The 25,556-nt window shown below is 65.6% G+C and carries 22 protein-coding genes and 1 pseudogene; 11 read left to right on the top strand and 12 right to left on the bottom strand.

All coding sequences use genetic code 11. The annotated features are described in order from the left end of the window. Together BDOA9_RS15990 and BDOA9_RS15985 are read right to left on the bottom strand one after the other, a co-directional pair. Entirely contained in the window at window positions 1-1,545 is a 1,545-nt protein-coding gene (locus BDOA9_RS15990; protein ID WP_025034954.1) for an acyl-CoA synthetase, read from the bottom strand. Window positions 1,546-1,712: 167 nt separating this feature from the next. After that, the gene (locus BDOA9_RS15985) at window positions 1,713-2,522 is read right to left on the bottom strand and encodes a crotonase/enoyl-CoA hydratase family protein (RefSeq protein ID WP_025034953.1); all 810 of its coding nucleotides are present in this window, start codon (window positions 2,520-2,522) and stop codon (window positions 1,713-1,715) included. A 116-nt stretch (window positions 2,523-2,638) separates the two neighbouring features. On the opposite strand from BDOA9_RS15985, the gene BDOA9_RS15980 reads away from it, so the two are divergent. Beyond that, on the top strand, window positions 2,639-3,511 hold the full coding sequence (locus tag BDOA9_RS15980; RefSeq protein WP_025034952.1) for an SDR family oxidoreductase: 873 nt from the start codon (window positions 2,639-2,641) through the stop codon (window positions 3,509-3,511). A 238-nt stretch (window positions 3,512-3,749) separates the two neighbouring features. After that, window positions 3,750-5,327, top strand: coding sequence for a fatty acid--CoA ligase (locus BDOA9_RS15975; RefSeq protein ID WP_025034951.1), 1,578 nt, complete (start codon window positions 3,750-3,752; stop codon window positions 5,325-5,327). Between the two features lie 167 nt (window positions 5,328-5,494). On the opposite strand, the gene BDOA9_RS15970 is transcribed toward BDOA9_RS15975, so the two are convergent. Continuing rightward, window positions 5,495-6,769: an acyl-CoA dehydrogenase family protein gene (locus BDOA9_RS15970; RefSeq protein ID WP_025034950.1), complete on the bottom strand. Its 1,275-nt coding sequence runs from the start codon at window positions 6,767-6,769 to the stop codon at window positions 5,495-5,497. A gap of 213 nt (window positions 6,770-6,982) precedes the next feature. Here BDOA9_RS15970 and BDOA9_RS15965 point away from each other — a divergent pair, with 213 nt between their 5' ends. Then, on the top strand, window positions 6,983-7,762 hold the full coding sequence (locus tag BDOA9_RS15965) for an enoyl-CoA hydratase-related protein (protein WP_025034949.1): 780 nt from the start codon (window positions 6,983-6,985) through the stop codon (window positions 7,760-7,762). A gap of 146 nt (window positions 7,763-7,908) precedes the next feature. Here the strand turns inward: BDOA9_RS15965 and BDOA9_RS15960 are convergent, their stop codons facing one another. Genes BDOA9_RS15960 through BDOA9_RS15950 form a run of 3 tightly spaced genes read right to left on the bottom strand, consistent with a single transcriptional unit; the run spans window position 7,909 to window position 10,061 of the window. Further along, complete coding sequence (locus BDOA9_RS15960) at window positions 7,909-8,286, bottom strand: DUF6285 domain-containing protein (protein WP_025034948.1); 378 nt, start codon at window positions 8,284-8,286, stop codon at window positions 7,909-7,911. A gap of 3 nt (window positions 8,287-8,289) precedes the next feature. Further along, on the bottom strand, window positions 8,290-9,276 hold the full coding sequence (locus BDOA9_RS15955; protein ID WP_025034947.1) for a phosphotransferase family protein: 987 nt from the start codon (window positions 9,274-9,276) through the stop codon (window positions 8,290-8,292). Next, window positions 9,273-10,061 carry an enoyl-CoA hydratase/isomerase gene (locus BDOA9_RS15950; RefSeq protein WP_025034946.1) on the bottom strand — a complete coding sequence of 263 codons (789 nt, stop codon included), beginning with the start codon at window positions 10,059-10,061 and terminating at the stop codon, window positions 9,273-9,275. Before BDOA9_RS15950 ends, BDOA9_RS15955 begins: the two co-directional genes overlap by 4 nt. Window positions 10,062-10,229: 168 nt before the next feature. Between BDOA9_RS15950 and BDOA9_RS15945 the strand changes: the two genes are divergently transcribed. The 6 genes and pseudogenes from BDOA9_RS15945 to BDOA9_RS15925 all read left to right on the top strand — a co-directional run bounded on the left by BDOA9_RS15945 (window position 10,230) and on the right by BDOA9_RS15925 (window position 14,479). Further along, on the top strand, window positions 10,230-11,009 hold the full coding sequence (locus tag BDOA9_RS15945; RefSeq protein ID WP_025034945.1) for an SDR family NAD(P)-dependent oxidoreductase: 780 nt from the start codon (window positions 10,230-10,232) through the stop codon (window positions 11,007-11,009). A 28-nt stretch (window positions 11,010-11,037) separates the two neighbouring features. After that, the gene (locus BDOA9_RS15940; RefSeq protein ID WP_025034944.1) at window positions 11,038-11,418 is read left to right on the top strand and encodes a VOC family protein; all 381 of its coding nucleotides are present in this window, start codon (window positions 11,038-11,040) and stop codon (window positions 11,416-11,418) included. Between the two features lie 286 nt (window positions 11,419-11,704). Continuing rightward, entirely contained in the window at window positions 11,705-12,982 is a 1,278-nt protein-coding gene (locus BDOA9_RS15935) for an acyl-CoA dehydrogenase family protein (protein WP_025034943.1), read from the top strand. 133 nt (window positions 12,983-13,115) lie between these two features. Then, window positions 13,116-13,733 (top strand): flavin reductase family protein, encoded by a 618-nt coding sequence (locus BDOA9_RS15930; RefSeq protein ID WP_025034942.1) that lies wholly within the window; start codon window positions 13,116-13,118, stop codon window positions 13,731-13,733. A 20-nt stretch (window positions 13,734-13,753) separates the two neighbouring features. Next, window positions 13,754-14,008 (top strand): annotated as a pseudogene (locus BDOA9_RS39445) (GNAT family N-acetyltransferase); the annotation flags it as partial. Between the two features lie 12 nt (window positions 14,009-14,020). After that, window positions 14,021-14,479, top strand: a complete 459-nt coding sequence (locus BDOA9_RS15925) for a GFA family protein (RefSeq protein WP_042336556.1) — start codon at window positions 14,021-14,023, stop codon at window positions 14,477-14,479. Window positions 14,480-14,703: 224 nt separating this feature from the next. On the opposite strand, the gene yghU is transcribed toward BDOA9_RS15925, so the two are convergent. Further along, window positions 14,704-15,576, bottom strand: a complete 873-nt coding sequence (yghU, locus tag BDOA9_RS15920; protein ID WP_025034940.1) for a glutathione-dependent disulfide-bond oxidoreductase — start codon at window positions 15,574-15,576, stop codon at window positions 14,704-14,706. 272 nt (window positions 15,577-15,848) lie between these two features. On the opposite strand from yghU, the gene BDOA9_RS15915 reads away from it, so the two are divergent. Together BDOA9_RS15915 and BDOA9_RS15910 are read left to right on the top strand one after the other, a co-directional pair. After that, window positions 15,849-16,982 carry a nitronate monooxygenase gene (locus BDOA9_RS15915; protein ID WP_025034939.1) on the top strand — a complete coding sequence of 378 codons (1,134 nt, stop codon included), beginning with the start codon at window positions 15,849-15,851 and terminating at the stop codon, window positions 16,980-16,982. Between the two features lie 123 nt (window positions 16,983-17,105). Beyond that, window positions 17,106-18,614, top strand: coding sequence for an acetyl-CoA acetyltransferase (locus BDOA9_RS15910; protein WP_025034938.1), 1,509 nt, complete (start codon window positions 17,106-17,108; stop codon window positions 18,612-18,614). A gap of 138 nt (window positions 18,615-18,752) precedes the next feature. On the opposite strand, the gene BDOA9_RS15905 is transcribed toward BDOA9_RS15910, so the two are convergent. The 5 genes from BDOA9_RS15905 to ltnD form a co-directional block, all read right to left on the bottom strand. Beyond that, complete coding sequence (locus BDOA9_RS15905; RefSeq protein WP_025034937.1) at window positions 18,753-20,447, bottom strand: methyl-accepting chemotaxis protein; 1,695 nt, start codon at window positions 20,445-20,447, stop codon at window positions 18,753-18,755. Window positions 20,448-20,673: 226 nt separating this feature from the next. Beyond that, on the bottom strand, window positions 20,674-22,365 hold the full coding sequence (locus tag BDOA9_RS15900; RefSeq protein WP_025034936.1) for a methyl-accepting chemotaxis protein: 1,692 nt from the start codon (window positions 22,363-22,365) through the stop codon (window positions 20,674-20,676). A 168-nt stretch (window positions 22,366-22,533) separates the two neighbouring features. After that, window positions 22,534-23,820 (bottom strand): 3-oxo-tetronate kinase, encoded by a 1,287-nt coding sequence (otnK, locus tag BDOA9_RS15895; RefSeq protein WP_025034935.1) that lies wholly within the window; start codon window positions 23,818-23,820, stop codon window positions 22,534-22,536. Next, window positions 23,817-24,599: a 2-oxo-tetronate isomerase gene (otnI, locus tag BDOA9_RS15890; protein ID WP_025034934.1), complete on the bottom strand. Its 783-nt coding sequence runs from the start codon at window positions 24,597-24,599 to the stop codon at window positions 23,817-23,819. The genes otnK and otnI overlap by 4 nt, the downstream gene beginning before the upstream one ends. A gap of 13 nt (window positions 24,600-24,612) precedes the next feature. After that, a complete protein-coding gene (gene ltnD / locus BDOA9_RS15885; protein WP_025034933.1) occupies window positions 24,613-25,530 on the bottom strand; it encodes an L-threonate dehydrogenase in 918 nt (305 codons plus the stop codon). Window positions 25,531-25,556: the final 26 nt, after the last annotated feature.

Genomic DNA, 25,556 nt, shown 5'->3' with positions numbered 1-25,556 from the left:
CTAGATCTTCCTCCCCGCCTGCTCCCAATAGGGATCGCGCAGGCGGCGCTTGAAGATCTTGCCGGAATCTTCGCGCGGCAGGCCGCTGCGGATCTCGATGTGCTTGGGCACCTTGTAGTCGGCCAGATGCGCCTTCAGCCTTGCGCGGACATCGGCGGCATCGAGCGCGACGCCGGGTTGCGGCTCCACCACCGCCATCAGCGCTTCGCCGAACTCGGCATCGGGAATGCCGAACACGGCGCAATCATGCACGCCTGATAGCGCGTGCAGCACGGATTCGATTTCGGCCGGATAGATGTTGACGCCGCCTGATATCACCATGTCGCGCTTGCGGTCGCAGATGAAGACGTAGCCGTCTTCATCGATATAGCCGACGTCGCCGGAGGTGATGAAGCCGTCGCGGTCGATCTCGGCGCGCTTCTCCGGCTTGTTGTGATAGGTGAAATCGGCCATCTCGGCCATGCGGGAATAGATCTCGCCGATCTCGCCGACGCCGAGCACGCGGCCGTCCTCGCCGATGAAGCGCAGTTCGGCGCCGGGCGAGATCTTGCCGACGGTGCCGGGCTTCTTCAGCGCATCCTCGGAGGTCGCGAAGGTCACGGCGCTGGATTCGGTCGAGCCGTAGAACTCGTAGATCACCGGCCCCCACCATTCGATCATGGCGCGCTTGACGTCGGCCGGGCATGGCGCGGCGGCGTGGATGACGTGGCGGAGCGAGGAGACGTCGTATTTCATGCGCACCTCCTCGGGCAGCTTCATCAGGCGGATGAACATGGTCGGCACCATGAAGATGGTGTCGATTTTGTAGCGCTCGATCGCCTGCAAAAATTCCTCCGCCTCGAAGCGCGGCATCAGCACCAGCACCCCGCCGAGCTTGCCGGCGCGGATGCCGAACGAGTTCGGCGCGGAATGATAGAGCGGTCCCGGCAGCAGCGCGCGGGCGCCGGGCTTGAGGCCGTAGATCATCGCCCGCATGCGCTCGCCGGCGGCCTGCTGCTCCGGCGTCGGCGCATTGCGGCGAACGCCCTTGGGATGGCCGGTCGTGCCCGAGGTGTAGATCATGTTCATCGGCTGCGGCACGATCGGGCCGTCATAGGGCGGGTGTTGCGCGAGCCAGGCTTCGAAGTCGATCGCGAGGTCCGGCGTCGTCAGATGATCCGGATCGATCTTGTAGGTGGCGCGGATTTCCGGCGGCGTCGGCACGCTGATTACAGTGACGCCCGCAGGGATCGCATCGCGCAGGGCATGCAGCATGTCGGCATGGGCGATCAGGACGGCGGTGCCGGAATCCTTCAGGATGTAGGTGATCTCCTCCGGCTTGAAGTGCCAGTTGATCGGCACGCCATAGGCCCCCAGCCGCATCGCGGCGTAGGCGGCCTCGAGGAAGGCGATGTCGTTGCGCATCAGCATGCAGACGCTGTCGCCCTGGCGAACGCCGATCTTGGCGAGGCCGGTGGCGATACGGTCGGCGCGGTCGGTGACCTCGGCGTGGGAACGGCGGCGGTCGGCGGAGACGATGCCGAGGAAGGGGGAGGTTTCGTTCATTTTATTGTTTTTCTTTATTGGCTATCGAGGGAGCTAGTGGGTCGTCATCACCGGGCTTGTCCCGGGGATCCACGTTCTTCTTCATCGCCGAGATCAAGAACGTGGATGGCCGGGACATCTAGCGCGAAGACGCGCTTCGCGCTTTCGCCCGGCCATGACGGAGAACGTCAATCCGCGAACTTCGGCGCGCGCTTCTCCAGGTTGGCGCGCACGGCTTCGGTCTGGTTCGGGCTGCCGATCAGCTTCTGCTGCTCGACGGATTCGGCGAGCAGTGCCGGGCCCGGATCGACCGAGAGATTGTTCAGCATCCGCTTGGCCGCGCGGATCGCATCGGGGCTCTTCTCTGCGATCTCGCGCGCGACCTCCAGCGCCGCAGCGCGCGGATCGTCGCAAATGCGCGTGGCGAGGCCGTAGGCCATCGCCTCCTGCGCGGAGAAGATGCGCCCCGTGTAGGTGAGATCGCGCAGGATGTCGTCGCGCACCAGCGAGGCCAGGATCGGCGTGCCCGCCATGTCGGGGACGAGGCCCCATTTGATCTCCATGATCGACATCCGCGCATCCGCGCTGAGAAAGCGCATGTCGGCGCCGAGCGAGAGCTGGAAGCCGCCGCCGAAGGCGACGCCGTGCACGGCCGCGATCACGGGCATCGGTAGCTGGCGCCAGCCCCACACCGCCTGTTGCGCGAAGTTGGCCTTGCCATAGGTGCGCACCGTGAGATCGCGATTTTCGCCGCCCGGAATTCCGTTGCCGCCCTTCTCCTTCATGGCGGCAAAACGCCCCATGTCCAGCCCGGCGCAGAAGGCACGGCCTTCGCCCGAGAGCACGACGGCACGCACGCCTTTCTCCTTCGCAAGCCGGTCGGTTGCGGCGACGAGCGCCTCGAACATCGGCTGATCCAGCGCGTTCATCTTGTCGGCGCGCACCAGGCGCACGTCGGCGACGCCTTCCGAGATCGAGATCGAGACGCGATCGTCCATGGACGAATTCTCCCTTAGTTCTTGCCTGTTCTTGTTCAGTGCCGCTTTACAGGACGCCGGCGGCCGGATTTAGTCAATCGACCAATTAACTGACAATCCCTACGGGGGAAACAGCCATGTTCAAGGAAAATCTTCTGGCCGGCCGGCGCATTCTCGTGACCGGCGGCGGCACCGGTCTCGGCAAGTCGATGGCGGCGCGCTTTCTCCAGCTCGGCGCCGAGGTGCACATTTGCGGCCGGCGCAAGATCGTGTGCGACGAGACCGCGACCGAGCTGATGGATCTCCACGGCGGCCGCGTCACCAGCCACGGCGTCGACATCCGCAACGCGCTCGCGGTCGAGGAGATGATCGAGACCATCTTCCGCGATGGTCCCCTCACCGATCTCATCAACAATGCCGCGGGCAATTTCATCTCGCGGACCGAGGAGCTGTCGCCGCGCGGCTTCGATGCGGTCGCCAACATCGTCATGCACGGCACGTTCTACGTGACACATGCAGTCGGCAAGCGCTGGATCGCGTTGAAGCAGCCCGGCAACGTCGTCTCGATCACCACGACCTGGGTGCGCAACGGCTCGCCTTACGTGGTGCCGTCGGCAATGAGCAAATCGGCGATCCACGCCATGACGATGTCGCTTGCCACCGAATGGGGCCGACACGGCATCCGCCTCAACACCATCGCACCGGGCGAGATCCCGACCGAGGGCATGAGCAAGCGCATCAAGCCGGGCGACGAGGCCGGCGCGCGCACCAAGGCTATGAACCCGATGGGCCGCGTCGGCACCATGGAGGAGCTGCAGAACGTCGCGGTGTTCCTGATCTCCGGCGGCTGTGACTGGATCAATGGCGAGACCATCGCCATGGACGGCGCGCAGGCGCTCGCGATGGGCGGGAACTTCTACCAGCTCCGCGACTGGAGCGACGACGACTGGAAGACCGCGCGCGAGAGCATCATGGCGCAGAACGAGAAGGACCGGGCGAAGCGGGGGTGATTGTCTCTCGTGCTCCGGACGCAGTGCAGCGCGTCGCACTTGCGACGTGATGCGCTGCTGAGCCGGGGCCCAGCTCTCTTCACGCACAAAGCAGCCTGCCGGGTCCCGGCTCTGCAGCGCATCACTTCGTGCTGCGCAGCGTCCGGGACACGAGGCCGCGGCTGATCTTGTCCACCTTGTCTTCATCCGCGGATGTCGCCACACTCCCCGCCATAAAAACAAACGCTACGGGAGAGACATGTCCACACAGCCATTGGCGAACCTCGCCGACATGGTGCGCGAGCGTGCCCAAAGCCGCGGCAGCGCCATCGCCTTCGAATTCGAGGGCCGCACCACCAGCTTCGCCGAGTTCGACATCAAGACCAACAAGGTCGCGAACGCCCTCCTCGCGATGGGCGTCAGATCCGGCGAGCGCATCGCCTATCTCGGCAAGAACAGCGACGTCTATTTCGAGCTGCTGCTGGGTGCGATGAAGGCCGGCGTGGTGATGGCGCCGGTGAACTGGCGGCTCGCGGGGCCCGAGGTCGCCTTCATCGTGTCGGATTGCAGGGCGCCGGTGCTGTTCGTCGGGCCGGAGTTCATCACACTGGTCCAGCAGATCAAGGACCAGCTGCCGGGCGTGCGCACCGTCATCACCACCGAAGGCGGCGCGCCGGAATGGCAGGATTTTGCGACCTGGCGCGATGCCCAGAGCGGCGACGATCCCAAGGTGCCGATCGACACAAGCGACATCGCGATCCAGCTCTACACGTCGGGCACGACGGGCAAGCCGAAGGGCGCGATGCTGTCGCATGCAAACTTCCTGAACCTGGTGCAGACCGGCAACGCCGAGGACAAGCCGGAGTGGAACCGGTGGTCCACCGACGACGTCTCGCTGGTGGCAATGCCGATCTTCCACATCGGCGGCTCGGGGTGGGGCGTGATGGGACTCTATCACGGCGCCCGCGGCGTGATCGCGCGCGAGTTCGATCCGACCAAGGTTCTGGATTTCTTCGAGCAGTCGGGCATCACAAAACTGTTCATGGTGCCGGCGGCGATGCAGTTCGTGGTGCGGCAGCCGCGCGCCAGGACAATGGACTTCTCGCGGCTGAAATACATGCTGTATGGCGCCTCGCCGATTCCCGCAGCACTGCTGAAGGAATGCATCGAGGTCTTCAAATGCGGCTTCGTGCAGATGTACGGCATGACCGAGACGACGGGCACCATCGTCGCGCTGCCGCCGGAAGATCACGTCGAGGGACTTAAGCGGATGCGCTCGGCCGGCAAGGCGCTGCCGGGCGTCGAGATCGCGATCCTCGATGCGGACGGCAAGCCGCTGCCGCCGCGCCAGGTCGGCGAGATCGCGACGCGCTCGGGCTCCAACATGGCGGGCTACTGGAACCTGCCGGAGGCGACCGCCGCGACGCTGCGCGGCGACGGCTGGCTGCGCACCGGCGATGCCGGCTACGTGGACGAGGACGGCTATCTCTACATCCACGACCGCATCAAGGACATGATCATCTCCGGCGGCGAGAACATCTATCCGGCCGAGGTCGAGAGCGCGCTGTGCGATCACCCCGACGTCGCTGAAGCCGCCGTGATCGGCGTGCCCGACGACAAATGGGGCGAAGCGGTCAAGGCGGTCGTGGTGATGAAGCCCGGCAAGGAGGCGAGCGCGAGCGACATCATCAACTTCACCCGGACGCGCATCGCCGGCTACAAGACGCCGAAGAGCGTCGAGTTCCTGCCGGCGCTGCCGCGGAATCCCAGTGGCAAGATCTTGCGGCGGCAGTTGCGCGAGCGGTATTGGGCCGGGAAGGATCGGCGGGTGAATTAGCCAATCGCTCTGCGGTGGCATTTCTGGATTGCTTCGCTCGCAATGACGCTGCGGGGAGCAGGCGCACGCCTCTCTCCTCCGTCATTGCGAGGAGCCCTTGCGACGAAGCAATCCAGACTGCCTCTTCGGAAAGATTCTGGATTGCTTCGCTTCGCTCGCAATGACAGTCAATGCTTCCCCGGCCCCATATAGCCGAACAGGAATCCCGCCACTTTGCGCATCTGGATCTCCTCGCTGCCTTCGGTGATCCGGTAACGGCGATGGTGGCGGTAGATGTGCTCGAACGGCTTGTGGCGTGAATAGCCCATGCCGCCATGGACCTGCATGGCGCGGTCGGCGGACTCGCAGCAGAGGCGGTTTGCCCAGTAATTGCACATCGAGACGCGGTCGGACAGGGTGCGCTCGATTTGCTCCTCGGTGAGTTGGTCCATCTCCCAGGCGGTCTTGCGGATCAAGAGGCGCAGCATCTCGGCTTGCGTCGCAAGCTCGACTAGCGGGAACTGGATCGCCTGGTTCTCCGCCAGCGCCTTGCCGAACGGTTTGCGCTCACGTGCATATTTCACGCTCTCGTTGATGCAGTAAACAGCGGCACCGAGCGAGCTGGCGGCCTGACGGATGCGGTTCTGGTGGACGAAGCATTGCGCCAGCGACAGGCCGCGACCGACCTCGCCGAACAAGGCGTCCTCCGGCACGAACACGTCGGTGAAGCTCACGCGCGGATGGTCGGTCGGCATGTTGAAGGTCCACATGTACTCCTCGACCTTCACACCATGGCTCTTCGCCGGCACCAGGAAGCAGGTGATGCCGCGGGCATCGCCGTCATTGCCTGACGTGCGTGCGAACAGCGCGCAGTGCGTGGCCACATGCATGCCGGTGGTCCACATCTTCTCACCGTTGATGATCCAGCCCTTGACGTTGTCGCGGGTCGCGGGCACCGCGCGCGTCTCCATGTGGGTGGCGTCCGAGCCGTGATGCGGCTCGGTCAGGCCAAAGGTGATGCGATACTTGCCCCTGATCGAGCCGTCGATCATCGCCTTCTGGTCGTCGCTTCCGTAGCGGTCGAGCATGGTGACGACGGGGAAGTTGCCGACGATGGAATGCTCGTTCTGGAGGTCGTTGTGCAGGCCGAGGCCCTTGGCGGCAAAATGCTCGCGGATCACGGCCATCCAGAGGTTGGAGCCGTCCCTGCCGCCATATCGCTTCGGCACCGGGAAGCGCAGATGCCCGGCGGCATCCGCAAGGTCCTTGGCCTTGCGGAGCAAGGCCTCCCATTCGTGGCGCGGCAGGCCGCCATTCTCGAAATCCGTGCGCGCCCATTCGCGGCGATGGTCGAAGAAGCGGATGTTGTCGTCGGCTTCTTCCAGCGGCTTGATCTCGCGTTCGATGAAACGGTCGAGCTCTCCGAGATAGGCGACGAGATCGGCAGGCAATGAGAAATCCACAGGTCCTCTCCCGGATCGATTTTATCGTTTTGCGTTAAGGCGCTGGGCGCGTTCTTGCTTGGCACGATTAAGCGGAGAAGAGCGCGTGCAAGTCAAGCAAGCCGAGACGTGACGGCAACGCAAGGCGCGCCCGCGCAATTCGATGGTGCTCAGGCGCAGCCGCACGGTAGTATGGCGCCAATATTCCTTCGAAAGAAAATCCGGGAGCGCGCGATGGAGCTGAAATTTTCTAAGGTGGAACGCAAGGGGCCGATCACGATCGTCACGCTGTCGCGGCCCGAGGTTTACAACGCGCTGCACACCGATGCGCATTTCGAGCTGCAGAAAGTGTTTGACGATTTCTCGGCCGATCCCGAGCAATGGATCGCGATCGTCACCGGAGCCGGCGACAAGGCGTTCTGCGCCGGCAACGATCTGAAGTGGCAGGCGGCGGGCGGCAAACGCGGCTGGGACAAGGGCGGCTTCGCCGGTCTCACCTCACGCTTCGACTGCGACAAGCCGATCATCGCCGCGGTGAACGGCGTTGCCATGGGCGGCGGCTTCGAGATCGCGCTCGCCTGCGACCTCATCATTGCCGCGGAGAACGCGACCTTCGCCCTGCCCGAGCCGCGCGTCGGCCTGGCCGCACTCGCCGGCGGCCTGCACCGCCTGCCGCGCCAGATAGGGCTGAAGCGCGCCATGGGCATGATCCTCACCGCGCGCCATGTCAGCGCCAAGGAAGGTCTCGAGCTCGGCTTCGTCAACGAGGTGGTGCCGCAGGGCGAGGCGCTCAACGCCGCGCTGCGCTGGGCGGAGACGATCGCCAAGAATTCGCCGATGTCGATCCGGGCCTCGAAGCAGGCAATCCAGAAGGGGCTCGGCGTGTCGCTGGAGCAGGCGATCGCGGAGCAGCGCGATTACCCGGCGGTGCAGGCGATGGTCGCCTCGCAGGACTACATCGAAGGCCCGAAGGCGTTTTCGGAGAAGCGGCCGCCGAAATGGGTGGGGAAGTAACGGTCTCTCTCCGCTCGTCATTGCGAGCGTAGCGAAGCAATCCAGAATCTTTTCACGGAGGCAATCTGGATTGCTTCGTCGCAAGAGCTCCTCGCAATGACGGCGGATGGAGTGCGTAGGATGGGTAGAGCGCAGCGAAACCCATCCTACGAATAGCGCTCCAGCTCTCGCTTGTACGACGCGTAGTTCGGCTGATCGACCGCGAGCTTGTCCATCGTGGTCGCCCAGAGATGCTCGGCGAGACCGGGCGTCGCCAGATCGACCTCGCCCCTGGCGATACGCTCGGCGAGCGCGCGGTTCAGCTCCATGACCGAGCCATCGATGCCGAGCAGCGCGCGCAGGCGCTCCACCTCTTTCGCGTCGCTCCCCGCCTCCCGCGTCAGCTGCCGCGTGACGAGGTCGAGGATGTTGATGGCAACGCGCAGCTTGAAGGCCTGGTGGCCCGAGATCAGCGGCGCGATGTCGCTGCGGAGGAAGTCCGCGACGGACTTGGTCAGCTCGATCGGAGTCGGCTCGTCCTGCATGTGTCAGCTCCCGCGCGGCACGAGAAGCCGCAACAGATCGATCTCGGTCTCGGAGGCGCGGCGGCCGATCATGGCGCGCTCCATCGAATGGTCGGGGCCTTCACGAAAGCGCTGCATCATGCCGCCGCACATGATGCCCCAGCGCAGCGTGCCCATCACTTCCCAGAATTTGACGCGTTCGGGGTCCACCTTGCGGCCCGCCGCTTCATAGGCGGCGAACAGCTCCTCGCGCGAGCCAAAGCCGCCGACAGGCCTGTCGATCTCGCCGAACCGCCAGGAATTGACGCAGACCCAGCCGAGATCCTCCATGGGATCGCCGAGATGGGCGAGCTCCCAGTCCAGCACGGCGCGGACGCCGTCGGCGCCGATGATGAGATTGCCGTTGCGGAAATCGCCATGCACCAGCGTTGTCTCGGCCGAGGGACCGGGATCGTGGTCGCGCAGCCAGCGCAGCGCCAGCTCGAACACGGGCTTGGGCCAGTTCAGGCTGCGATAGTCGCGCTCGAACTCGGCGATCTCCTGGACGGCACCGCGGGTGCGCAACTCGGGGACCTTGTCCTGCGGCAGCCGATGGAGCGCTGCGAGAATTCCGCCGATCTGCCGCGCCAGAATGGGGCGCGCCGCGGCAAACTCCTCATCGCGAAGAATCTTGCGCGCGATGGTCTCGCCCTCGACCCGCTGCATGATGAAGCCGGTGCCGAGATCGTCCTCCGGCACCAGCACATGCATCACGCGCGGCGACGGCACGCCGGCCTCATAGGCGAGCTGCATCAGTTGCGCTTCCGCGGCAAGACCGGCCGCGCGCGTCGGCGCGGCGCCATAGCCCTTCGGCGAGCGGCGCAGGATGGCGCCGATCACGCCATCGGGATGCGTGATGTCGAAGCGCCAGGTTTCCTGGCTGGCGCCGCCCGACAATTTGGCCGCAGAGGTCGCGCCGGTCGCGCCCTTGCACCAGCGCTGGACGCTGCGTGAAAGCTCCGCCTCGATCATTTGCCCTTGAACTGCGCGGGCCGCTTCTCGAGGAAGGCGCCGACGCCCTCGCGGAAATCCTCGGTGTCGCCGGCGCGGAGCTGGCACTGGAATTCCAGGTTGAGCTGATCCTCGAAGGAATTTTCCGGGCTGTCCCAATAGAGCTTGCGGATCAGCGACAGCGCCACGGTCGGGCCGCTGGCGAGATCGCGCGCCAGCTTCATCGCCTCCTCCATCAGGACGCCGTCGTCGTAGACGCGGTTGACGAGGCCCCATTCCAGCGCCTTCTCGGCCGGCAGCCGCTCGCCCATCAACGACAATTCGATCGAGCGCGCGCGGCCGACCAGCCGCGGCAGCAGCCAGGTCGAGCCGCAATCCGGCACGAGCCCGATGCGGCGGAAGGCCTGCAGGAAGTAGGACGAGCGCGCGCACAGGATCATGTCGCCGAGCAGCGCGAAGCTCATGCCGGCGCCGGCGGCGGGGCCGTTGACCGCGGTGACGATCGGACAATGCAGGTTGCGGATGCGGCGCAGGAAGGGGTGGAAGCCGGTCTCGAGCGTCAGGCCGGCCTTGGTCTTCTTCGACTGGTTGTTGCGGCCTTGCAGATTGGCGCCGGTGCAGAACGCGCGCCCCGCGCCGGTCAGCACCACGCAACGTACCTCGGCCTTCTTCTCCTCGATCGCATCGAGCGCCTCGGAAAGACCGCCCAGCATGTCGACGGAGACCGCGTTCATCACCTCCTGATGATCGAGCTTGAGGATCGCGACCGAGCCGTCGAAGTCGAGGGTGACGTGTTTGAACTGCATGGTTTCCTCGTCAGTTGCGGCCCGCGCCAGTTTCGCAGGCCGGAATTCGTTTTGCCGGGGCGCATATTTGATTTTTGGCGCGGTCTTGTCCATGGTGATCGGAGCATAGCAAGCAATCTTGTGCGCAGCGGCTGATGCGCCTCACAGAAAAGAAACGGGAAACGCGCCATGACCATTTTCGACCTCTCCGGCCGCGTGGCCGTGATCACCGGCGGCAATGGCGGCATCGGGCTCGGCATCGCGCAGGCGCTCGCGGGCCAGGGCTGCAACGTCTCGATCTGGGGCCGCAACGCTGACAAGAACAAGGCCGCTGCCGCCAGCATGGCCGGCGCACCCGGCAAGGTCGACAGCCGTGTCTGCGACGTCAGCGACCCGGCCTCGGTCGCTTCAGCGATGAAGGCGACACTCGACACGTTCGGCCGGGTCGATGGCTGCTTCGCCAATGCCGGCATCGGCGGCGGCGGCCGGCGCGCCTTCATCGAGCGCACCGAGGAGGAATGGCGCACGATGTTCGCGACCAATCTCGACGGTGTGTTCCACGCGTTTCAGGCTGCGGCGAAACACATGACCGAGCGCGCCAATGCCGGCGATCCCTTCGGCCGGCTGGTTGCGACATCGAGCCTCGCCTCGATCTTCGGCACCGCGCGCAACGAGCACTATGCCGCGACCAAGGCCGCCATCAACGCGCTGGTGCGCGCCCTCGGCGTCGAGCTGGCGCGCCACGGCATCACCGCGAATGCGATCCTGCCCGGCTGGATCAAGAGCGACATGACCGCAGGGCTGATGGCCAACGACAAGTTCGTCGCCAACGTGATGCCGCGGATTCCGATGCGGCGGTTCGGCGAGGCGTCCGATTTCGGCGGCATCGCGGTGTATCTGATGAGCAAGGCGTCGTCGTATCACACCGCCGATACCTTCGTGATCGACGGCGGCTATACGGCGTTTTGATCTCGGTAGTCATAAAAGGGAGGGGCAAATGTTCTCACACGTGATGATCGGCACCAACGACCTGGACAGGGCCAAGGCGTTCTACGACAGCCTGCTGAGCACGCTCGAGGTGCGGCCGGCCAGGGTTGACGGCCACCGCATCTTCTACATCACCAAGACCGGGGTGTTCTCGGTGTCGAAGCCGATCAATGGCGAGCCGGCGACCTGCGCGAATGGCGGCACGATCGGCTTTGCCTGCAGTTCCCCGGAGCAGGTCGACGCCTGGCACGCGGCGGGCGTCGCGGCCGGTGCAAAGTCGATCGAGGATCCGCCCGGCGTGCGTCAGGGCCCCGGCGGCAAGCTGTATCTGGCTTACCTGCGCGACCTCGACGGCAACAAGATCTGCGCGATGCATCGGATGGCGAACTGAGGTATGCCGGACTCTCCTCGTCATTGCGAGGAGCTCTTGCGACGAAGCAATCCAGACTGCCGCCGCGGCAAGATTCTGGATTGCTTCGCTGCGCTCGCAATGACGGGATCCTGGGCACCGGTCCGAACTCCATCCACATCACGTCCACGACGCCATTCAAACAACATTTCAAACATCTCGCGATATTCCATGGCGTGGCATGGCCCTGCGCGAAAAATGCGCGCTCGCACTTTGGTCGCGCCGGCACTATTCTGCCGGCAACGATCTCAGCGTCCCGGGAGGAACAATGACAAAACACACCTACATTCCCCGTACCACCAACTACACGCTCAATCCCGGCGATGAGCTCAACGACCTGCGCATGTCGGACCAGGTCCGGCCGCTCTACGATCACGTCAAGAAGTTCATCCGCGACACCGTCGAGCCGATGTCGATCGAGTTCGCCAAGGCCGGCGAAGCCAAGGAAGATCGCTGGAGCTTCACGCCGAAACAGCTCGAGGTGCTGGAGAAGGCCAAGAACAAGGCCAAGCAGGAAGGCCTGTGGAATTTCTTCCTGCCCGACGACGAGACCGGCCAGGGCCTGAAGAATCTCGACTACGCCTATATCGCAGCCGAGCTCGGCAAGAGCCCCCTGGCATCCGAGACCATGAACTGCTCGGCGCCCGACACCGGCAACATGGAAGTGCTGGAGCGCGTCGGCACCAAGGAGCAGAAGGAGAAGTGGCTGAAGCCGCTGCTCAACGGCGAGATCCGCTCCGCCTATGTCATGACCGAGCCGAACGTCGCCTCCTCCGACGCCAAGAACATCTCGACCACCGCAAAGCTCGTCGGCGACGAATGGGTCATCAACGGCGAGAAGTATTACATCTCCGGTCTCGGCGATCCCCGTTGCAAGATCCTCATCGTGATGGTCAAGACCAATCCGGACGCGGCGCCAAGCAAGCAGCAGTCGCAGATCCTGGTGCCGCGCGACACACCCGGCGTCGAGGTGCTCGGCCCGATGTACGTGTTCGGCCAGGACCATGCCCCGCGCGGCCACATGCACATGCGCTTCAACAACGTGCGGGTGCCCAAGGAGAACATCCTGCTCGGCGAAGGCCGCGGCTTCGAGATCTCGCAGCTCCGCCTCGGGCCTGGGCGCATCCATCACTGCATGCGCACCATCGGCAAGGCCGAGAAGGCGCTCGACCTGATGGTGCAGCGAGGCCTGACCCGCGAGGCCTTCGGCAAGAAGATCGCCCATCTCGGCGGCAACATGCAGATCATCGCGCAGGCGCGCTGCGAGATCGAGGCGATGCGACTGATGGTGCTGAAGGCCGCCAAGGCGATGGACGTGCTCGGCAACAAGGAGGCCCGCGTCTGGGTCTCCATGGTCAAGGCCATGGTCCCCGAGCGCGCCTGCAAGATCATCGACCAGGCCATCCAGATGCACGGCGCCACCGGCATCTCGCACTGGACCCCGCTCGCCGAGATGTACCAGGACGTGCGGCACCTGCGCTTCGCCGACGGTCCGGACGAGGTGCACTGGATGGTGGTGGGCCGCCACGAGCTGAGCATGGCGTAAGGAACGAGGTGCCGTAGGGTGGGCAAAGGCGCGCACTTCGCGCGCCGTGCCTACCATCGCAACCGGCGCAAGAAATGGTGGGCACGCTTCGCTTTGCCCACCCTACAATGTCTCCCCTCCCTACGGAGCCGTCATGGAATACGCCGCCAGCGATCTGACGCCACGCGAGCGCTACAAGGTGCTGACGTCCTTCATCCTGCCGCGGCCGATCGCGTGGGTGACCACGGTCGGGCCGACCGGCGTGGTCAATGCCGCCCCGTTCAGTTTCTTCAACGCCTTCTGCGAGGATCCGCCGCTCTGCATGTTCGCGGCCAACCGCAAACCGAACGGACAAGACAAGGACACCTTCCTCAACATCCAGCGCACCGGCGAGTTTGTGGTCAACCTCACGGACGAGCCGCTGGCGCGGGCGATGCACGAGAGCAGCGGCGACTTTCCGCCCGAGATCGGCGAGCCCGATTATCTCGGCCTGAAGCTCGCGCCCTCGACGACAATCGCCGTGCCGCGGCTTGCCGACACGCCCTGGGCGATGGAGTGCAAGCTCTGGAAGCTGATCGACGTCAACGACGACCGCCGCCTGATCATGGGCGAAGGCCTCCATTTCCACATTCGCGACGAGCTCTGGGACGACAAGGCGATGCGGGTGCACATGGACCGCTATCACCCGATCGGCCGCATGTTCGCCGACCGCTATTGCCGCACCGATGACCGCGTGGTGTTTCCCGCGGCGGAGGGCGTAAAGACCAAATAATCGAACCCGGGAGCACGACGATGCCGGAAGCCTTTCGCGACAACGAAGAACGTGAGCGGTTCGAGCTCGATGTCGACGGGCCGATCGCCTTCGTCACCTACCGCAAGACCGAGGGCGCGATCACGCTGGTGCACACCGAGGTGCCGCCGGAGCTCGGCGGCCGCGGCATCGGCTCGAAGCTCGGCCGCGCCACGCTGGATGCGGTGCGGGCGCAGGGCCGCAAGCTCTCGGTCGAGTGCGACTTCATCCGCAATTTCATGCGCAAGGAGTCCGGCTACAACGACCTGCTGGCGGATGGTGAAGATGCTGATGCCGAGCCGCAGGCGAGCTATCGCGCCGGCTGCTTCTGTGGAGCTGTCGAGGTCGAAGTCACCGGCAAGGCGATGTTTGCAGGCTATTGCCATTGCGCCGACTGCCAGGCGTGGTCGGCGGCGCCGATCAACGCCTTCAGCCTTTGGAAATCGGACGGCGTGCGCATCACCAGGGGCGAGGCGGAGCTCGGCACGTTCAACAAGACCGAGCATTCCTACCGGAAGTTCTGCAAACGCTGCGGCGGCCACGTCATGACAGAGCACCCGCGGATGCGGCTGATCGACGTCTACGCCAATCTGCTGAAGGGGTATCAGCATCAGCCGACCCTGCATGCGAACTATGCGAGCAAGATGGTGTCTGTCAGGGACGGCTTGCCGAAATATGCCGACCTGCCGGCGGAACTCGGCGGCTCCGGCGAGATGCTGCCGGATTGAGGGGCTGCGGGAAACCCCTTCGCGGCCATCCTTCGAGACGCCCGCCACTGGCGGGCCCTCAGGATGAGGACCGGGTGCGTTGCCCCGTTTCAACGGGCACGGCTCCCGCTTAGCATCCTGAGCCCCCGCGAAGCGGTCGTCTCGCAGGACGAGGCGCGCGCTCAGCTCGCGCAAAGCACCATATGCTACGGCCCTGCTTCCACGCGGGCAGTGAAGGAAGAGCCCTACGTCGCCGGCGCGAGCTTGTCCTGCGTCTTCGTCTCGAAATCGCTGGCGTCATGGCGCTCGTGGAGCTGGCTCGCAGGATCGCCGGAGACGCGGTTGACCATGCGCCCGCGCTTCACGGCGGGGCGCTGCGCGATCTGGTCGGTCCAGCGCTGCACGTTCTTGTAGTCCTGCACGGAGAGGAATTCGCCGGCGCCGTAGACCAGCCCCTTTGCGAGGGCGCCGTACCAGGGCCACACCGCAATGTCGGCGATGGTGTATTCGCTGCCTGCGAGATATTCGTTGTCGGCGAGACGCCGGTCGAGCACGTCGAGCTGGCGCTTGGTCTCCATCGCGAAACGGTCGATGGCGTATTCGATCTTGGTCGGCGCATAGGCGTAGAAATGCCCGAAGCCGCCGCCGAGATAGGGCGCGCTGCCCATTTGCCAGAACAGCCAGGACATCGCCTCGGTACGGATCTTGATGTCCTTCGGCAGGAAGGCGCCGAATTTCTCGGCGAGGTAGAACAGGATCGAGCCCGACTCGAACACCCTGATCGGCTCGGGGCCGGAGCGGTCCATCAGCGCCGGGATCTTCGAATTCGGATTGATGTCGACGAAGCCGCTGCCGAACTGGTCGCCATTGCCGATCCTGATCAGCCAGGCGTCGTATTCGGCCCCCTTGTGGCCGAGCGCCAGAAGCTCCTCCAGCATCACGGTGACCTTGACCCCGTTCGGCGTCGCCAGCGAGTAGAGCTGAAGCGGATGCTTGCCGACCGGCAGCTCCTTGTCGTGGGTGGGGCCGGCGATCGGGCGGTTGATGTTGGCGAATTGCCCGCCGTTCTCCTTGTTCCAGGTCCAGACTTTGGGCGGCACGTAGGGGGCGTCGGTCATGCAGGGCTCCGGGAAAAGATGCGTCTGCATTAATTAGCCCGCGAACGGCCGATGACAAGGGCGCCGCAATGCATTGCCGGACGGGACAACTCTGCGTTTGTCATGGCAGCCCCTCCCCGCCGTCATTCCGGGGGGCCCGCAGGGGCTGCGGCCCGCGCAACGTCTACACACAAGATGCCTCGCCGAATCCGGCATGTCATCGATCCGCTCGCGTCACTTTGCTTTGCCAGCGAAAGCAACGAGAATGCGAAGCCTGCCGCCGGGAGAGAGCCATGAAATCGCCGATCTGCGAGATGCTGGGGATCGAATTCCCGCTGCTCGCCTTCAGCCATTGCCGCGACGTCGTCGCCGCCGTCAGCCGCGCCGGCGGGTTTGGCGTGTTGGGCGCGACCGTGCATACGCCGGATACGCTCGAGCGTGAGCTGAAATGGATCGACGATCACGTCGACGGCAAGCCCTACGGCATCGACGTGCTGATCCCGGAAAACATCTCGACATCAGGCGAGAAGGACGTCACCTGGAAGAGCCTGGAAGCGCGCGTGCCGCAGGCGCACCGCAACTACACGCGCGATCTCCTGAAGAAGTACGACATCGAGCTGACCACCACCGAAGTCGCGGACAACCAGCCGCAGCCGTTCGACGCCAAGACCGCGCTTCAGCTGCTCGAGGTCTCCTTCGATCATCCGATCCGCCTGATCGCCAACGCGCTGGGCGTGCCGCCGAAGGCGATGATCGAGATGGGCAAGAAGCACGGCGTGCCGGTCGCAGCGCTGGTCGGCGCCAAGGAGCACGCGCTGCGCCAGGTCGCGGCCGGCGTCGACATCCTCGTGGTGCAGGGCACCGAGGCCGGCGGCCATTGCGGCGAGGTCTCGACCATGGTGCTGGTGCCGGAGGTGATCAAGGCGATCAAAGAGATCCGCGACGTGCCGGTGCTGGCGGCCGGCGGCATCATGACGGGGCGGCAGATGGCGGCCTGCATGGCAATGGGCGCGGCCGGCGCCTGGACTGGCTCGGTGTGGCTCGCGACCGTCGAGTCCGAGACGAGCGAGATCTTTCGCGAGAAGATGATCGCGGCCTCCTCGCGCGATGCGGTCCGCTCGAAGGGACGCACCGGCAAGCCGGCGCGGCAGCTCCGCTCGGTCTGGACCGATGCCTGGGACCGCGCGCCGGACAGCCCGGGCGCACTGCCGATGCCGCTGCAAAGCATCATCAGCCGCGACGCCTTCCATTCGATCGACCGGGCCGCCGCGAGCGGCAACGCAAGGGCGCGCGACCTCGTCAGCTATTTCGTCGGCCAGGGCGTCGGCCTGATCGACAGCGTGAAATCGGCGGGCGCCGTGGTACAGGAGTTCAAGCAGGATTTCGCCGAAGCCGTCGAGCACATCAATGCGCTGGTGGCGGAGTAGCATCCACGTCGTCATCGCGAGCGCAGCGAAGCAATCCAGGCTGCCGCCGCGGAAAGATTCTGGATTGCTTCGCTGCGCTCGCAATGACGAACAAACTGACATCGTGAATTGAAGCAAGAAGAAATGACCAATATCCCCGAAGACCGGATCCCCGTCATCGTCGGCATCGGCGAAATCGTCGACCGCCCGAAGGAGATCGCCGAGGGTCTCGAACCGCTCGACCTGCTCGAACAAGCGCTGCGGCGCGCCGAACAGGATGCCGGCGCAAAGCTGCTCGGCGAGGTGCAGTCGCTCGACGTCGTCAATTTCCTGAGCTGGCGCTACCGCGATCCGGAGCAGCTTTTGGCGCAGCGCCTCGGCATCTCGCCTGCGCATTGCCACTACGGGCCGGTCGGCGGCGAGAGCCCGATCCGCTTCATCCACGAGGCGGCCAAGCGCATCGCGCGCGGCGAGTGCAGCGTGGCAGCGGTGTGCGGCGCGGAGGCGCAGTCGACCGCGACCAAGGCGGAGCGCGCCGGCGTCAAGCTGCCGTGGACGCCGTTCGCCCACGACGTCGAGGAGCCCAAGCGCGGCGCGGCGTTCCAGAAGCCGCTGGCGGTGAAGCTCGGCGTGTTTCGGCCTGTGACCGTCTATCCATTCTACGAAGCGGCCTCCTCGGCGCATTGGGGCCAGACCCCGCGCGAGGCGATGGCGGAATCGGGCACGCTGTGGTCGCGTTATTCGGAAGCCGCCGCGCAAAACCCGAATGCCTGGCTGAAGCGGCGCTACGCGCCGGAGGAGATCACGACGCCGACGGCGGACAATCGCCTGATCGCCTGGCCCTACAACAAGCTGATGGTGGCCAACCCGAGCGTCAACATGGGCGGCGCGCTGCTGCTCACCAGCCTTGCCAGGGCGCGGGCGGCCGGGGTCGCTGAAGACAAACTGGTCTACCCGCTCGGCGGCGCTTCGGCGGAAGAGCCGCGCGATTATCTGTTGCGCGACCAGTTCTACGAAAGCCACCCGCAGAACGCGGTGCTCAAAAGCGTGATGGACCTCGCCGGCGGCGGCGGCAAGCAGTTCGACGCGATCGAGCTCTACAGCTGCTTCCCCTGCGTGCCCAAGATGGCGCGGCGGACGCTGGGCTTGGGAGCCGACGTGCAGCCGACCGTGACCGGCGGCCTCACCTTCTTCGGCGCGCCGCTCAACACCTACATGACGCATGCGGCCTGCGCGATGGTGCGGCGTGTGCGCGACGGCGCCAGGCTCGGCCTGCTCTACGGCCAGGGCGGCTTCGTCACCAAGCATCACGCGCTGGTGGTGTCGAAGGCGCCGCCGCGCGAGGCGCTGGCGCAGGAGACGAGCGTGCAGGCAGCAGCCGACCGCAACAAGCGAGCGGTACCGGAATTCGTGAACGATGCCACGGGCAAGGGCAAGGTCGAGAGCTTTACCGTGCTCTACGGCCGCGGCGGGGACGTCGAGCACGGCGTCGTGATGCTGCGGACAGAGGACGATCGCCGCACGCTGGCGCGGATTCCGGCGAGCGATGGCGCGACGCTGGCGCATCTGCTCGACATGGAGCGCACGCCGGTCGGCTCGCTCGGCGAAATCGCCATGGCAGCGGATGACGTGCCGGAGTGGCGAGCGGCGTGATCTCGTAGGGTGGGCAAAGCGAAGCGTGCCCACGACGTTCGTGTGATCCGGGAAGAATGGTGGGCACGGCGCAAGAGCGCCTTTGCCCACCCTACGAGATCTCAGCCCTTCGGCGCCTGTTTTTCCGACGCGGTCGAGTCAGGCGGCGCGAACCGAATTCAGGAACTTGCCGACCTCGAGCTTGAGGCGGTTGGAATCGCGCGACAGCATCTGCGCGGCGGACAGCACCTGCGTGGACGCTGATCCCGTCTCCGAGGCGCCGCGCTGCACGTCGCCGACGTTGGACGAGACCTGCTGGGTGCCCTGGGCGGCCTGCTGCACGTTGCGGGCGATCTCCTGGGTCGCCGCGCCCTGCTGCTGCACCGCCGCCGCGATCGCCGAAGCGATCTCCGACAGACGTGCGATGGTGCCGCTGATCTCGCCGATGGCGCTGACCGAATCCTGCGTCGCCGCCTGGATGCCGCCGACCTGCTGGCCGATCTCGCCGGTGGCCTTCGCCGTCTGCTCGGCGAGTGCCTTGACCTCGGAGGCCACCACCGCGAAGCCGCGGCCGGCTTCGCCGGCGCGCGCCGCCTCGATCGTGGCGTTGAGCGCCAGCAGGTTGGTCTGGCCGGCAATCGCATTGATGAGCTCGACGACGTCGCCGATCCGCGCCGCGGCCCGCGACAGCTCGCTGACACGCTCGGTGGTGGCATGCGCCTGGCTGACCGCCTCGTTCGCGATCCGGGAGGAATCCTGCACCTGCCGCCCGATCTCGCGCACCGAGGACGACATCTCCTCGGCAGCCGAAGCCACCGAATGGACATTGCTGGAGGCGGCCTCGGAGCCGGAAGCGACCACCGTAGCCAATTCCTGCGCCCGGCCCGCTGTCGTGGACAGGGTCGAGGCCGAAGCCTCGAGCTCGGTTGCCGCCGAGGATACGGTCTCGACGATCTCCCCGATTGCGGCCTCGAAACCGTCGGCGAGCTTGGTCATGTCCGCCTTGCGCTGCGCCTCGGCGCGGCGCTGCACCGCCTGCACCTCGTCGCGGCTGAAGCGGATGATCGTCTGCACGGTCTGAAGATTGCGCAACGCCTCGCCGATCTCGTCGTCGCGGTCGATGACGATCCGGTTGTCGAGCTTGTCCTGCACGAGGTTGACCAGCGTGTCGTTGAGATGCTGCATCGGTTCCTTGATCGCACGCAGGGTCGCAAGGCCGGCGAAGCCGGCGATGGCCGCACCGGCGACAGCCAGCAGCGACAGGGTCAGGCTGGTCGAACCGCCGGTGGAGACCGCGCCACCGATGCCGAGCGCGAGCATGAACAGCGCCTGCAGCACTATCGTCGTGACCAGGCGCGCTTTCAGCGTCCCGGTGAAGATGCTGAAACGGTCGAGCCAACTTCGGCGGCGGATGATGCCGGCGTCGATGCGATAGCCGTGCGGCTTCTTCTCGCGGATGGCGGCATAGACCTCCTCGGCGAGCTTGCGCTGGTCGGCCGGCAGCTTGGTGCGGATCGAGGTGTAGCCCTTGACCTCGCCGTTCTCGCGGATCGGAGAGGCCGTCGCCAGCACCCAATAGAAGTCGCCGTTCTTGCGGCGGTTCTTGACTGCGCCGAGCCAGGGCTTGCCGGCCTTCAGCGTGTCCCAGAGATTGTCGAATGCCTCCGGCGGCATGTCGGGGTGGCGGACGATGTTGTGCGGCTGGCCCATCAGCTCCGCCGAGGTGAAGCCGGCGGCCGCAATGAAATCATCGTTGAAGTAGGTGAGCTTGCCCTTCAGGTCGGTGCGCGAGACGATCAGCGTCTCGTCGCTGACAGGATATTCGACTGCGGTGACAGGGAGGTTCTTGCGCATCGGGGGCCCCAAATGAATTGACTATCGGACATTGCAATTCGGACGGCCGCTACTCGAGTCGTCTTGCCGCGATCCTCGTAAAGCGAATTTAACTATCCATGAAATAGGCGCCCCGTATGTTTACGGGCGCTCCCCACGATCGTACCGGTAGACGACATCACGGTACCGCAAGAAAAGGGCGGCGCTTTTGGCGCCGCCCTTGATTCGATCTATCCGCGGCCGCGCCTTAGGCCGCGCGGACGTTGGAGAGGAACCTGCCGACCTCGGTCTTCAGCCGGCTCGAATCATTCGACAGCATCTGCGCCGCGGACAGCACCTGGGAGGAGGCGGTGCCGGTCTCGGTCGCGCCGCGCTGCACGTCGGTGATGTTGGACGACACCTGCTGGGTGCCCTGCGCCGCCTGCTGCACGTTGCGGGCGATCTCCTGCGTCGCGGCGCCCTGCTCTTCCACTGCCGCGGCGATGGCCGACGAGATCTCCGACAGGCGCTCGATGGTCGAGGAGATCTCCTTGATGGCGCCGACCGAATCATTGGTCGCCGTCTGGATGCCGGAGATCTGCTGGCCGATCTCGCCGGTCGCCTTTGCGGTCTGCTCGGCGAGCGCCTTCACCTCGGAGGCGACCACGGCGAAGCCGCGGCCGGCTTCACCCGCGCGCGCGGCCTCGATGGTGGCATTCAGCGCCAGCAGATTGGTCTGGCCGGCGATGGTGTTGATCAACTCGACCACGTCGCCGATGCGTGCGGCGGCCTTGGACAATTCGCTGACGCGCTCGGTGGTGGCGCGGGCCTGACCGACCGCATCGCCCGCCATCCGCGCCGATTCCTGCACCTGGCGGCTGATCTCGCCGACCGACGATGCCATCTCCTCGGTCGCCGAAGCCACCGACTGCACGTTGGTCGAGGCTTCCTCCGAGGCGCCGGCCACCGTGGTCGCCAGCCGCTGCGAGCGGTCGGCGGTCGCGGTCAGGGTCGAGGCGGAGGCTTCCAGCTGGCTCGAGGCCGACGACACGGTCTGCACGATCTCGCCGATCATCGTTTCGAATTCCCGCGTGATATCGTCGACGCGGCGGCCGTGCTCGATCTTGGCCTCGGCATCGGCCACGGCGGCTTCGTCGGCGGCCTTCTTCGCGATCAACGCCTCCTTGAAGATCTGGAGCACGTCGGCCATGGCGCCGATCTCGGTCTTCTCGCCGCGATGCGGGACCTCGGCGGAGAGGTCGCCCCGGCCCAGCGCCTGCATCGGCAGGGTGATCGAGTTGATGCCGTTGGAGACGTCGCGCACGAGGTAGAAGCTGACGGCGATGCCGATGACGATGGCAGCGCCGAGAATGGCCGAGACCAGCATGAAGGCGAAGGCGTAGCTGTCGGCAGCGTCCTGAGCGGCCTGTTCGCCGCCCTTGGTGTTGAGCTCGATGTCCTTGGTCAGGACTTCGTCTGCCTGAAGACCGAGCTTGTTGACCGTCTTGGAGTTGAGCTCCTGCGCCTCGCGCGGGAACTTGCCGGCCTCCTTGCGCGAGAGCGCCATCACCTCTTCGGTGCCCTTTTTGTACTCATCCCAGAACTTGGACCATTGGCCGTAGAGCGCCCGCTCTTCCGGGGAGCTGATCATGGGCTCGTACTTGCTGCGCGTCTTGGCAAGCATTTCAGTCACGGTGGCAGCGGTCTTCTCCACCGCGAGCTTGTCGTCCAGAGCTTCGGCCAGCATGTGCTGGCGCACCACGTTCCGATAGGTGATGACCGCGGCACGCAGGTCTCCGATCACCCGTACGCTGGGCATCCAGTTCGTGGTGATGTCGACGGTGTTGGCGTTCATCGTCCGCATCTTCATGATGGCGAGCAGGCCCATGCCGGCCATCGCGACGAGCAGGAATGCCACGACACTGATGATCTTGGCGCGGATGGAAATGTTGGCGAACATAATCGGATCTCGTTGTGCTGGCGCGGATGCGCGTCGAAGCTCTAGGAATCAACCAAAGAGGAGCTGCGGCGACATCTGAGCGCAGAGCACCTGCGCAAATGTCGACTGCGGCTCCGTACGAGTACCGAAGCCGAAAGAAATGAACGATGGACTAAGGAGGCTCTGCGCTCAGCGCATGAGCCTAAGCGCGTCGGAGAAGAACTCCGGACCGCCGAAGTTTCCGGATTTCAAGGCGAGCAACATCTCGCCGGAGCTTGCACCCACCGCGCGCAGCACCGGGACTCCCGCCGCGATTTCGACGCCTACGAGAAATCCCGGAATCTTCAACCGATCGACCACGGCGCCGGATGTCTCGCCGCCGGCGACGATCAGGCGACGGACGCCGGCGTGCACCAGTGCCTCGGCGATGCCGGCCATGGCCTGCTCGATGGCGTGGCCTGCGGCATCGCGGCCATGGCGTGCCTGCACGGCGGCAACGGCGTCCGGCGTCGCGCTCGAAGCGATCAGCACCGGTCCCTCCGCAAGCCGCGGCCTCGCCCAGTCCAGCGCGCGCTGCGCTTCGCCGGCGCCCGCGACGATCCGCTCCGGATCGAGATGAAGCACGGGCATGATGCGTTCGGCGCCGGCGATCTGCTGAAGCGTCGCCTGCGAGCAGCTGCCGGCAAGGCATGCCGCGAGGCCGCCGACGGCTGTGCCGGTTTCGCTGCCCGGCGCCGGCTTCACCTTGCCCGTCGACATCAGCGCGCGCGCAAGCCCGAGGCCCATGCCGGACGCGCCGACCGACAGAAGATGCTCGGCGGCGACGAGACCGATGGTCTCGAGGTCGCGGTCGAACACGGCGTCGATGATCGCCGCACCAATGCCCTTGGCGGCGAGCTCGGCCAGCCGTGCCCGCACGGCGTCCGCGCCGCGCGTGACGGTGGCGAGATCGACGAGGCCTACTTGCGTCCTGCTCTGGCGCGCCAGCACGCGCACCAGGTTGGAATCATGCATCGGGTTGAGGGGATGGTCCTTCAGCGGGCTCTCGTTGAGCGGGACGGCGCCGACGAACAGATTGCCCTGATAGACGGTGCGCCCGGTCTCCGGAAAGGCCGGCGTCACCAGCACGGCTCCCTCGCCGCAATCGGCACGCAGCGCGTCCATGACGGGGCCGATATTGCCTGAATCAGTGGAATCGAAGGTCGAGCAGATCTTGAACAGCACGTGACCCGCCCCGCGGCCGCGCAGCCATTTGTCTGCCGCGCGCGAGCGCGCCACGGCAAGGCCGGCCTCGATCGAGCGGCTCTTCAGCGACACCACGACGGCATCGACCTCGGGCAGCGCCAGATCGTCGGCAGGGATGCCGATGGTCTGGACGGTGCGCAGGCCGGCGCGCGTCAGCGTGTTGGCGAGATCGGAGGCGCCGGTGTAGTCGTCGGCGATGCAGCCAAGAGAAATTTTTGCTGCAGGGGTCACGGCTTCACTCCCGCATAAGGCTTGAACCAGGCGAGGCCGTCGGTGGTCTTGCCGCGCGGATTGTATTCGCAGCCGACGAAGCCGGCATAGCCGAGCCGGTCGAGCTCTTCGAACAGGAACGGGTAGTTCAGCTCCTCGCCGTCGGGCTCGTTGCGCGACGGGATGCTGGCGATCTGGATGTGGCCGATGATCGGCATCATCTGGCGCAGCCGCATGGTGACGTCGCCATGGATGATCTGGCAGTGATAGATGTCGAACTGGAGCTTCAGGTTCGGCAGCCGCAACTCCTGGATCAGGTCGCGCGTGAAGCCGAAATCGTTGAGGAAGTAGCCGGGCACGTTGCGGGCATTGATCGGCTCGAGCACGATATCGATGCCGTGCGGTGCGAAGAATTCGGCGGCCCACGCCACCGACTTGTAAAACGCCTCGATCGCGACGCGCTCGCTGCGGTTGGCGATGCCGGCCATCAGGTGCAGGCGCTTGACGCCGGTCGCCTTGGCATAAGGCAGCGCCGTCTCCAGGCTCGCCTTGAGATCATTGAAGCGCGCCGGCAGCGCGGCAAAGCCCTTCTCGCCGGCATTCCAGTCTCCCGGTGGCAGGTTGAACAGCGCTTGGGTCAGGCCGTTGCGCTTGAGCCGCTCGCCGACGGCCTCGGCGGGATGCTCGTAGGGAAACAGGAACTCGACCGCGGTGAAGCCGGCTTGCGCAGCGGCGTCGAAGCGGTCGAGGAACGGCACCTCGGTGAACATCATCGTGAGATTGGCGGCGAAGCGGGGCATTGGAGATCCTCTGTTACTTGTCGCCGGGCAGCTTGACGCCGGTGACCTGCGCATACATCCGCGCCACCGAGGCATCATCGTCGCGGCCCATGCCGGCGGCCGACGTCATCAGGAACATCTGGAGCGCGGCGGCGGAGACCGGCACCGGGAAGCGCGCGGTGCGCGCCATGTCCTGGATGATGCCGAGATCCTTGACGAAGATCTCCACGGCGCTGCGCGGCGTGTAGTCGCCATCGAGCACGTGCGGCATGCGATTCTCGAACATCCAGGAATTGCCGGCGGAGGCCGTGATCACCTCGTAGACCTTGCGGATGTCGAGGCCCTGCTTGGCCGCGAACGCCATCGCTTCCGATGCGGCGGCGATGTGCACGCCGGCGAGCAGCTGATTGATCATCTTGAACGCCGCGCCCTGCCCGGCGGCATCGCCGAGCTCGTAGAGTTTTGCAGCCATGGCGTCGAGCGCGGGGCGAGCTTTCGCAAACGCAGCGGCACTGCCGGAGGCAAGAATCGTCAATTCGCCTTGCGCGGCGCGCTGCGCCCCGCCGGAGATCGGCGCGTCCAGATAGTGCCGGCCGGTCGCCTCCAGCTGTTTTGCGAGACGCCGCGCCACATCCGGGTCCATGGTCGCCGAGGAGATGAACACGCTGTCCTTCGGCATGGTTTCGGCCGCGCCATCCTTGCCGAACAGGATCGCCTCAGTCTGCGCGGCATTGACGACGACGCTGACGACGATATCGGCGTCCCTGACCGCTTCGGCTGGCGTCCTGGCGCCCGCGCCGCCGTCCTTCACGAAGCGCGCGACGGCATCCGCCGAGACGTCGCAGCCAGTCACGACATGGCCGGCGCGCTTGAGCGAGGTGGCCATGCCAAATCCCATCGAGCCGAGCCCGACGACGGCGATACGCTGACCTTGTGAGGTGGAGGCGGACATAGGCAACTGACCCTTGCGAACGTTTC

Origin of the sequence: Bradyrhizobium sp. DOA9, from assembly GCF_000617845.2 — a bacterium.
Lineage (GTDB): Bacteria > Pseudomonadota > Alphaproteobacteria > Rhizobiales > Xanthobacteraceae > Bradyrhizobium.
This window is presented reverse-complemented; position numbering and strand designations above follow the sequence as displayed.

What these genes read in the sequence shown, in the direction of transcription:
- BDOA9_RS15990 (WP_025034954.1), bottom strand. Translation starts at nt 1,545, where the DNA reads ATGAACGAAACCTCCCCCTTCCTCGGCATCGTCTCCGCCGACCGCCGC.
- BDOA9_RS15985 (WP_025034953.1), bottom strand. Translation starts at nt 2,522, where the DNA reads ATGGACGATCGCGTCTCGATCTCGATCTCGGAAGGCGTCGCCGACGTG.
- BDOA9_RS15980 (WP_025034952.1), top strand. Translation starts at nt 2,639, where the DNA reads ATGTTCAAGGAAAATCTTCTGGCCGGCCGGCGCATTCTCGTGACCGGC.
- BDOA9_RS15975 (WP_025034951.1), top strand. Translation starts at nt 3,750, where the DNA reads ATGTCCACACAGCCATTGGCGAACCTCGCCGACATGGTGCGCGAGCGT.
- BDOA9_RS15965 (WP_025034949.1), top strand. Translation starts at nt 6,983, where the DNA reads ATGGAGCTGAAATTTTCTAAGGTGGAACGCAAGGGGCCGATCACGATC.
- BDOA9_RS15960 (WP_025034948.1), bottom strand. Translation starts at nt 8,286, where the DNA reads ATGCAGGACGAGCCGACTCCGATCGAGCTGACCAAGTCCGTCGCGGAC.
- BDOA9_RS15955 (WP_025034947.1), bottom strand. Translation starts at nt 9,276, where the DNA reads ATGATCGAGGCGGAGCTTTCACGCAGCGTCCAGCGCTGGTGCAAGGGC.
- BDOA9_RS15950 (WP_025034946.1), bottom strand. Translation starts at nt 10,061, where the DNA reads ATGCAGTTCAAACACGTCACCCTCGACTTCGACGGCTCGGTCGCGATC.
- BDOA9_RS15945 (WP_025034945.1), top strand. Translation starts at nt 10,230, where the DNA reads ATGACCATTTTCGACCTCTCCGGCCGCGTGGCCGTGATCACCGGCGGC.
- BDOA9_RS15940 (WP_025034944.1), top strand. Translation starts at nt 11,038, where the DNA reads ATGTTCTCACACGTGATGATCGGCACCAACGACCTGGACAGGGCCAAG.
- BDOA9_RS15935 (WP_025034943.1), top strand. Translation starts at nt 11,705, where the DNA reads ATGACAAAACACACCTACATTCCCCGTACCACCAACTACACGCTCAAT.
- BDOA9_RS15930 (WP_025034942.1), top strand. Translation starts at nt 13,116, where the DNA reads ATGGAATACGCCGCCAGCGATCTGACGCCACGCGAGCGCTACAAGGTG.
- yghU (WP_025034940.1), bottom strand. Translation starts at nt 15,576, where the DNA reads ATGACCGACGCCCCCTACGTGCCGCCCAAAGTCTGGACCTGGAACAAG.
- BDOA9_RS15915 (WP_025034939.1), top strand. Translation starts at nt 15,849, where the DNA reads ATGAAATCGCCGATCTGCGAGATGCTGGGGATCGAATTCCCGCTGCTC.
- BDOA9_RS15910 (WP_025034938.1), top strand. Translation starts at nt 17,106, where the DNA reads ATGACCAATATCCCCGAAGACCGGATCCCCGTCATCGTCGGCATCGGC.
- BDOA9_RS15905 (WP_025034937.1), bottom strand. Translation starts at nt 20,447, where the DNA reads ATGCGCAAGAACCTCCCTGTCACCGCAGTCGAATATCCTGTCAGCGAC.
- BDOA9_RS15900 (WP_025034936.1), bottom strand. Translation starts at nt 22,365, where the DNA reads ATGTTCGCCAACATTTCCATCCGCGCCAAGATCATCAGTGTCGTGGCA.
- otnI (WP_025034934.1), bottom strand. Translation starts at nt 24,599, where the DNA reads ATGCCCCGCTTCGCCGCCAATCTCACGATGATGTTCACCGAGGTGCCG.
- ltnD (WP_025034933.1), bottom strand. Translation starts at nt 25,530, where the DNA reads ATGTCCGCCTCCACCTCACAAGGTCAGCGTATCGCCGTCGTCGGGCTC.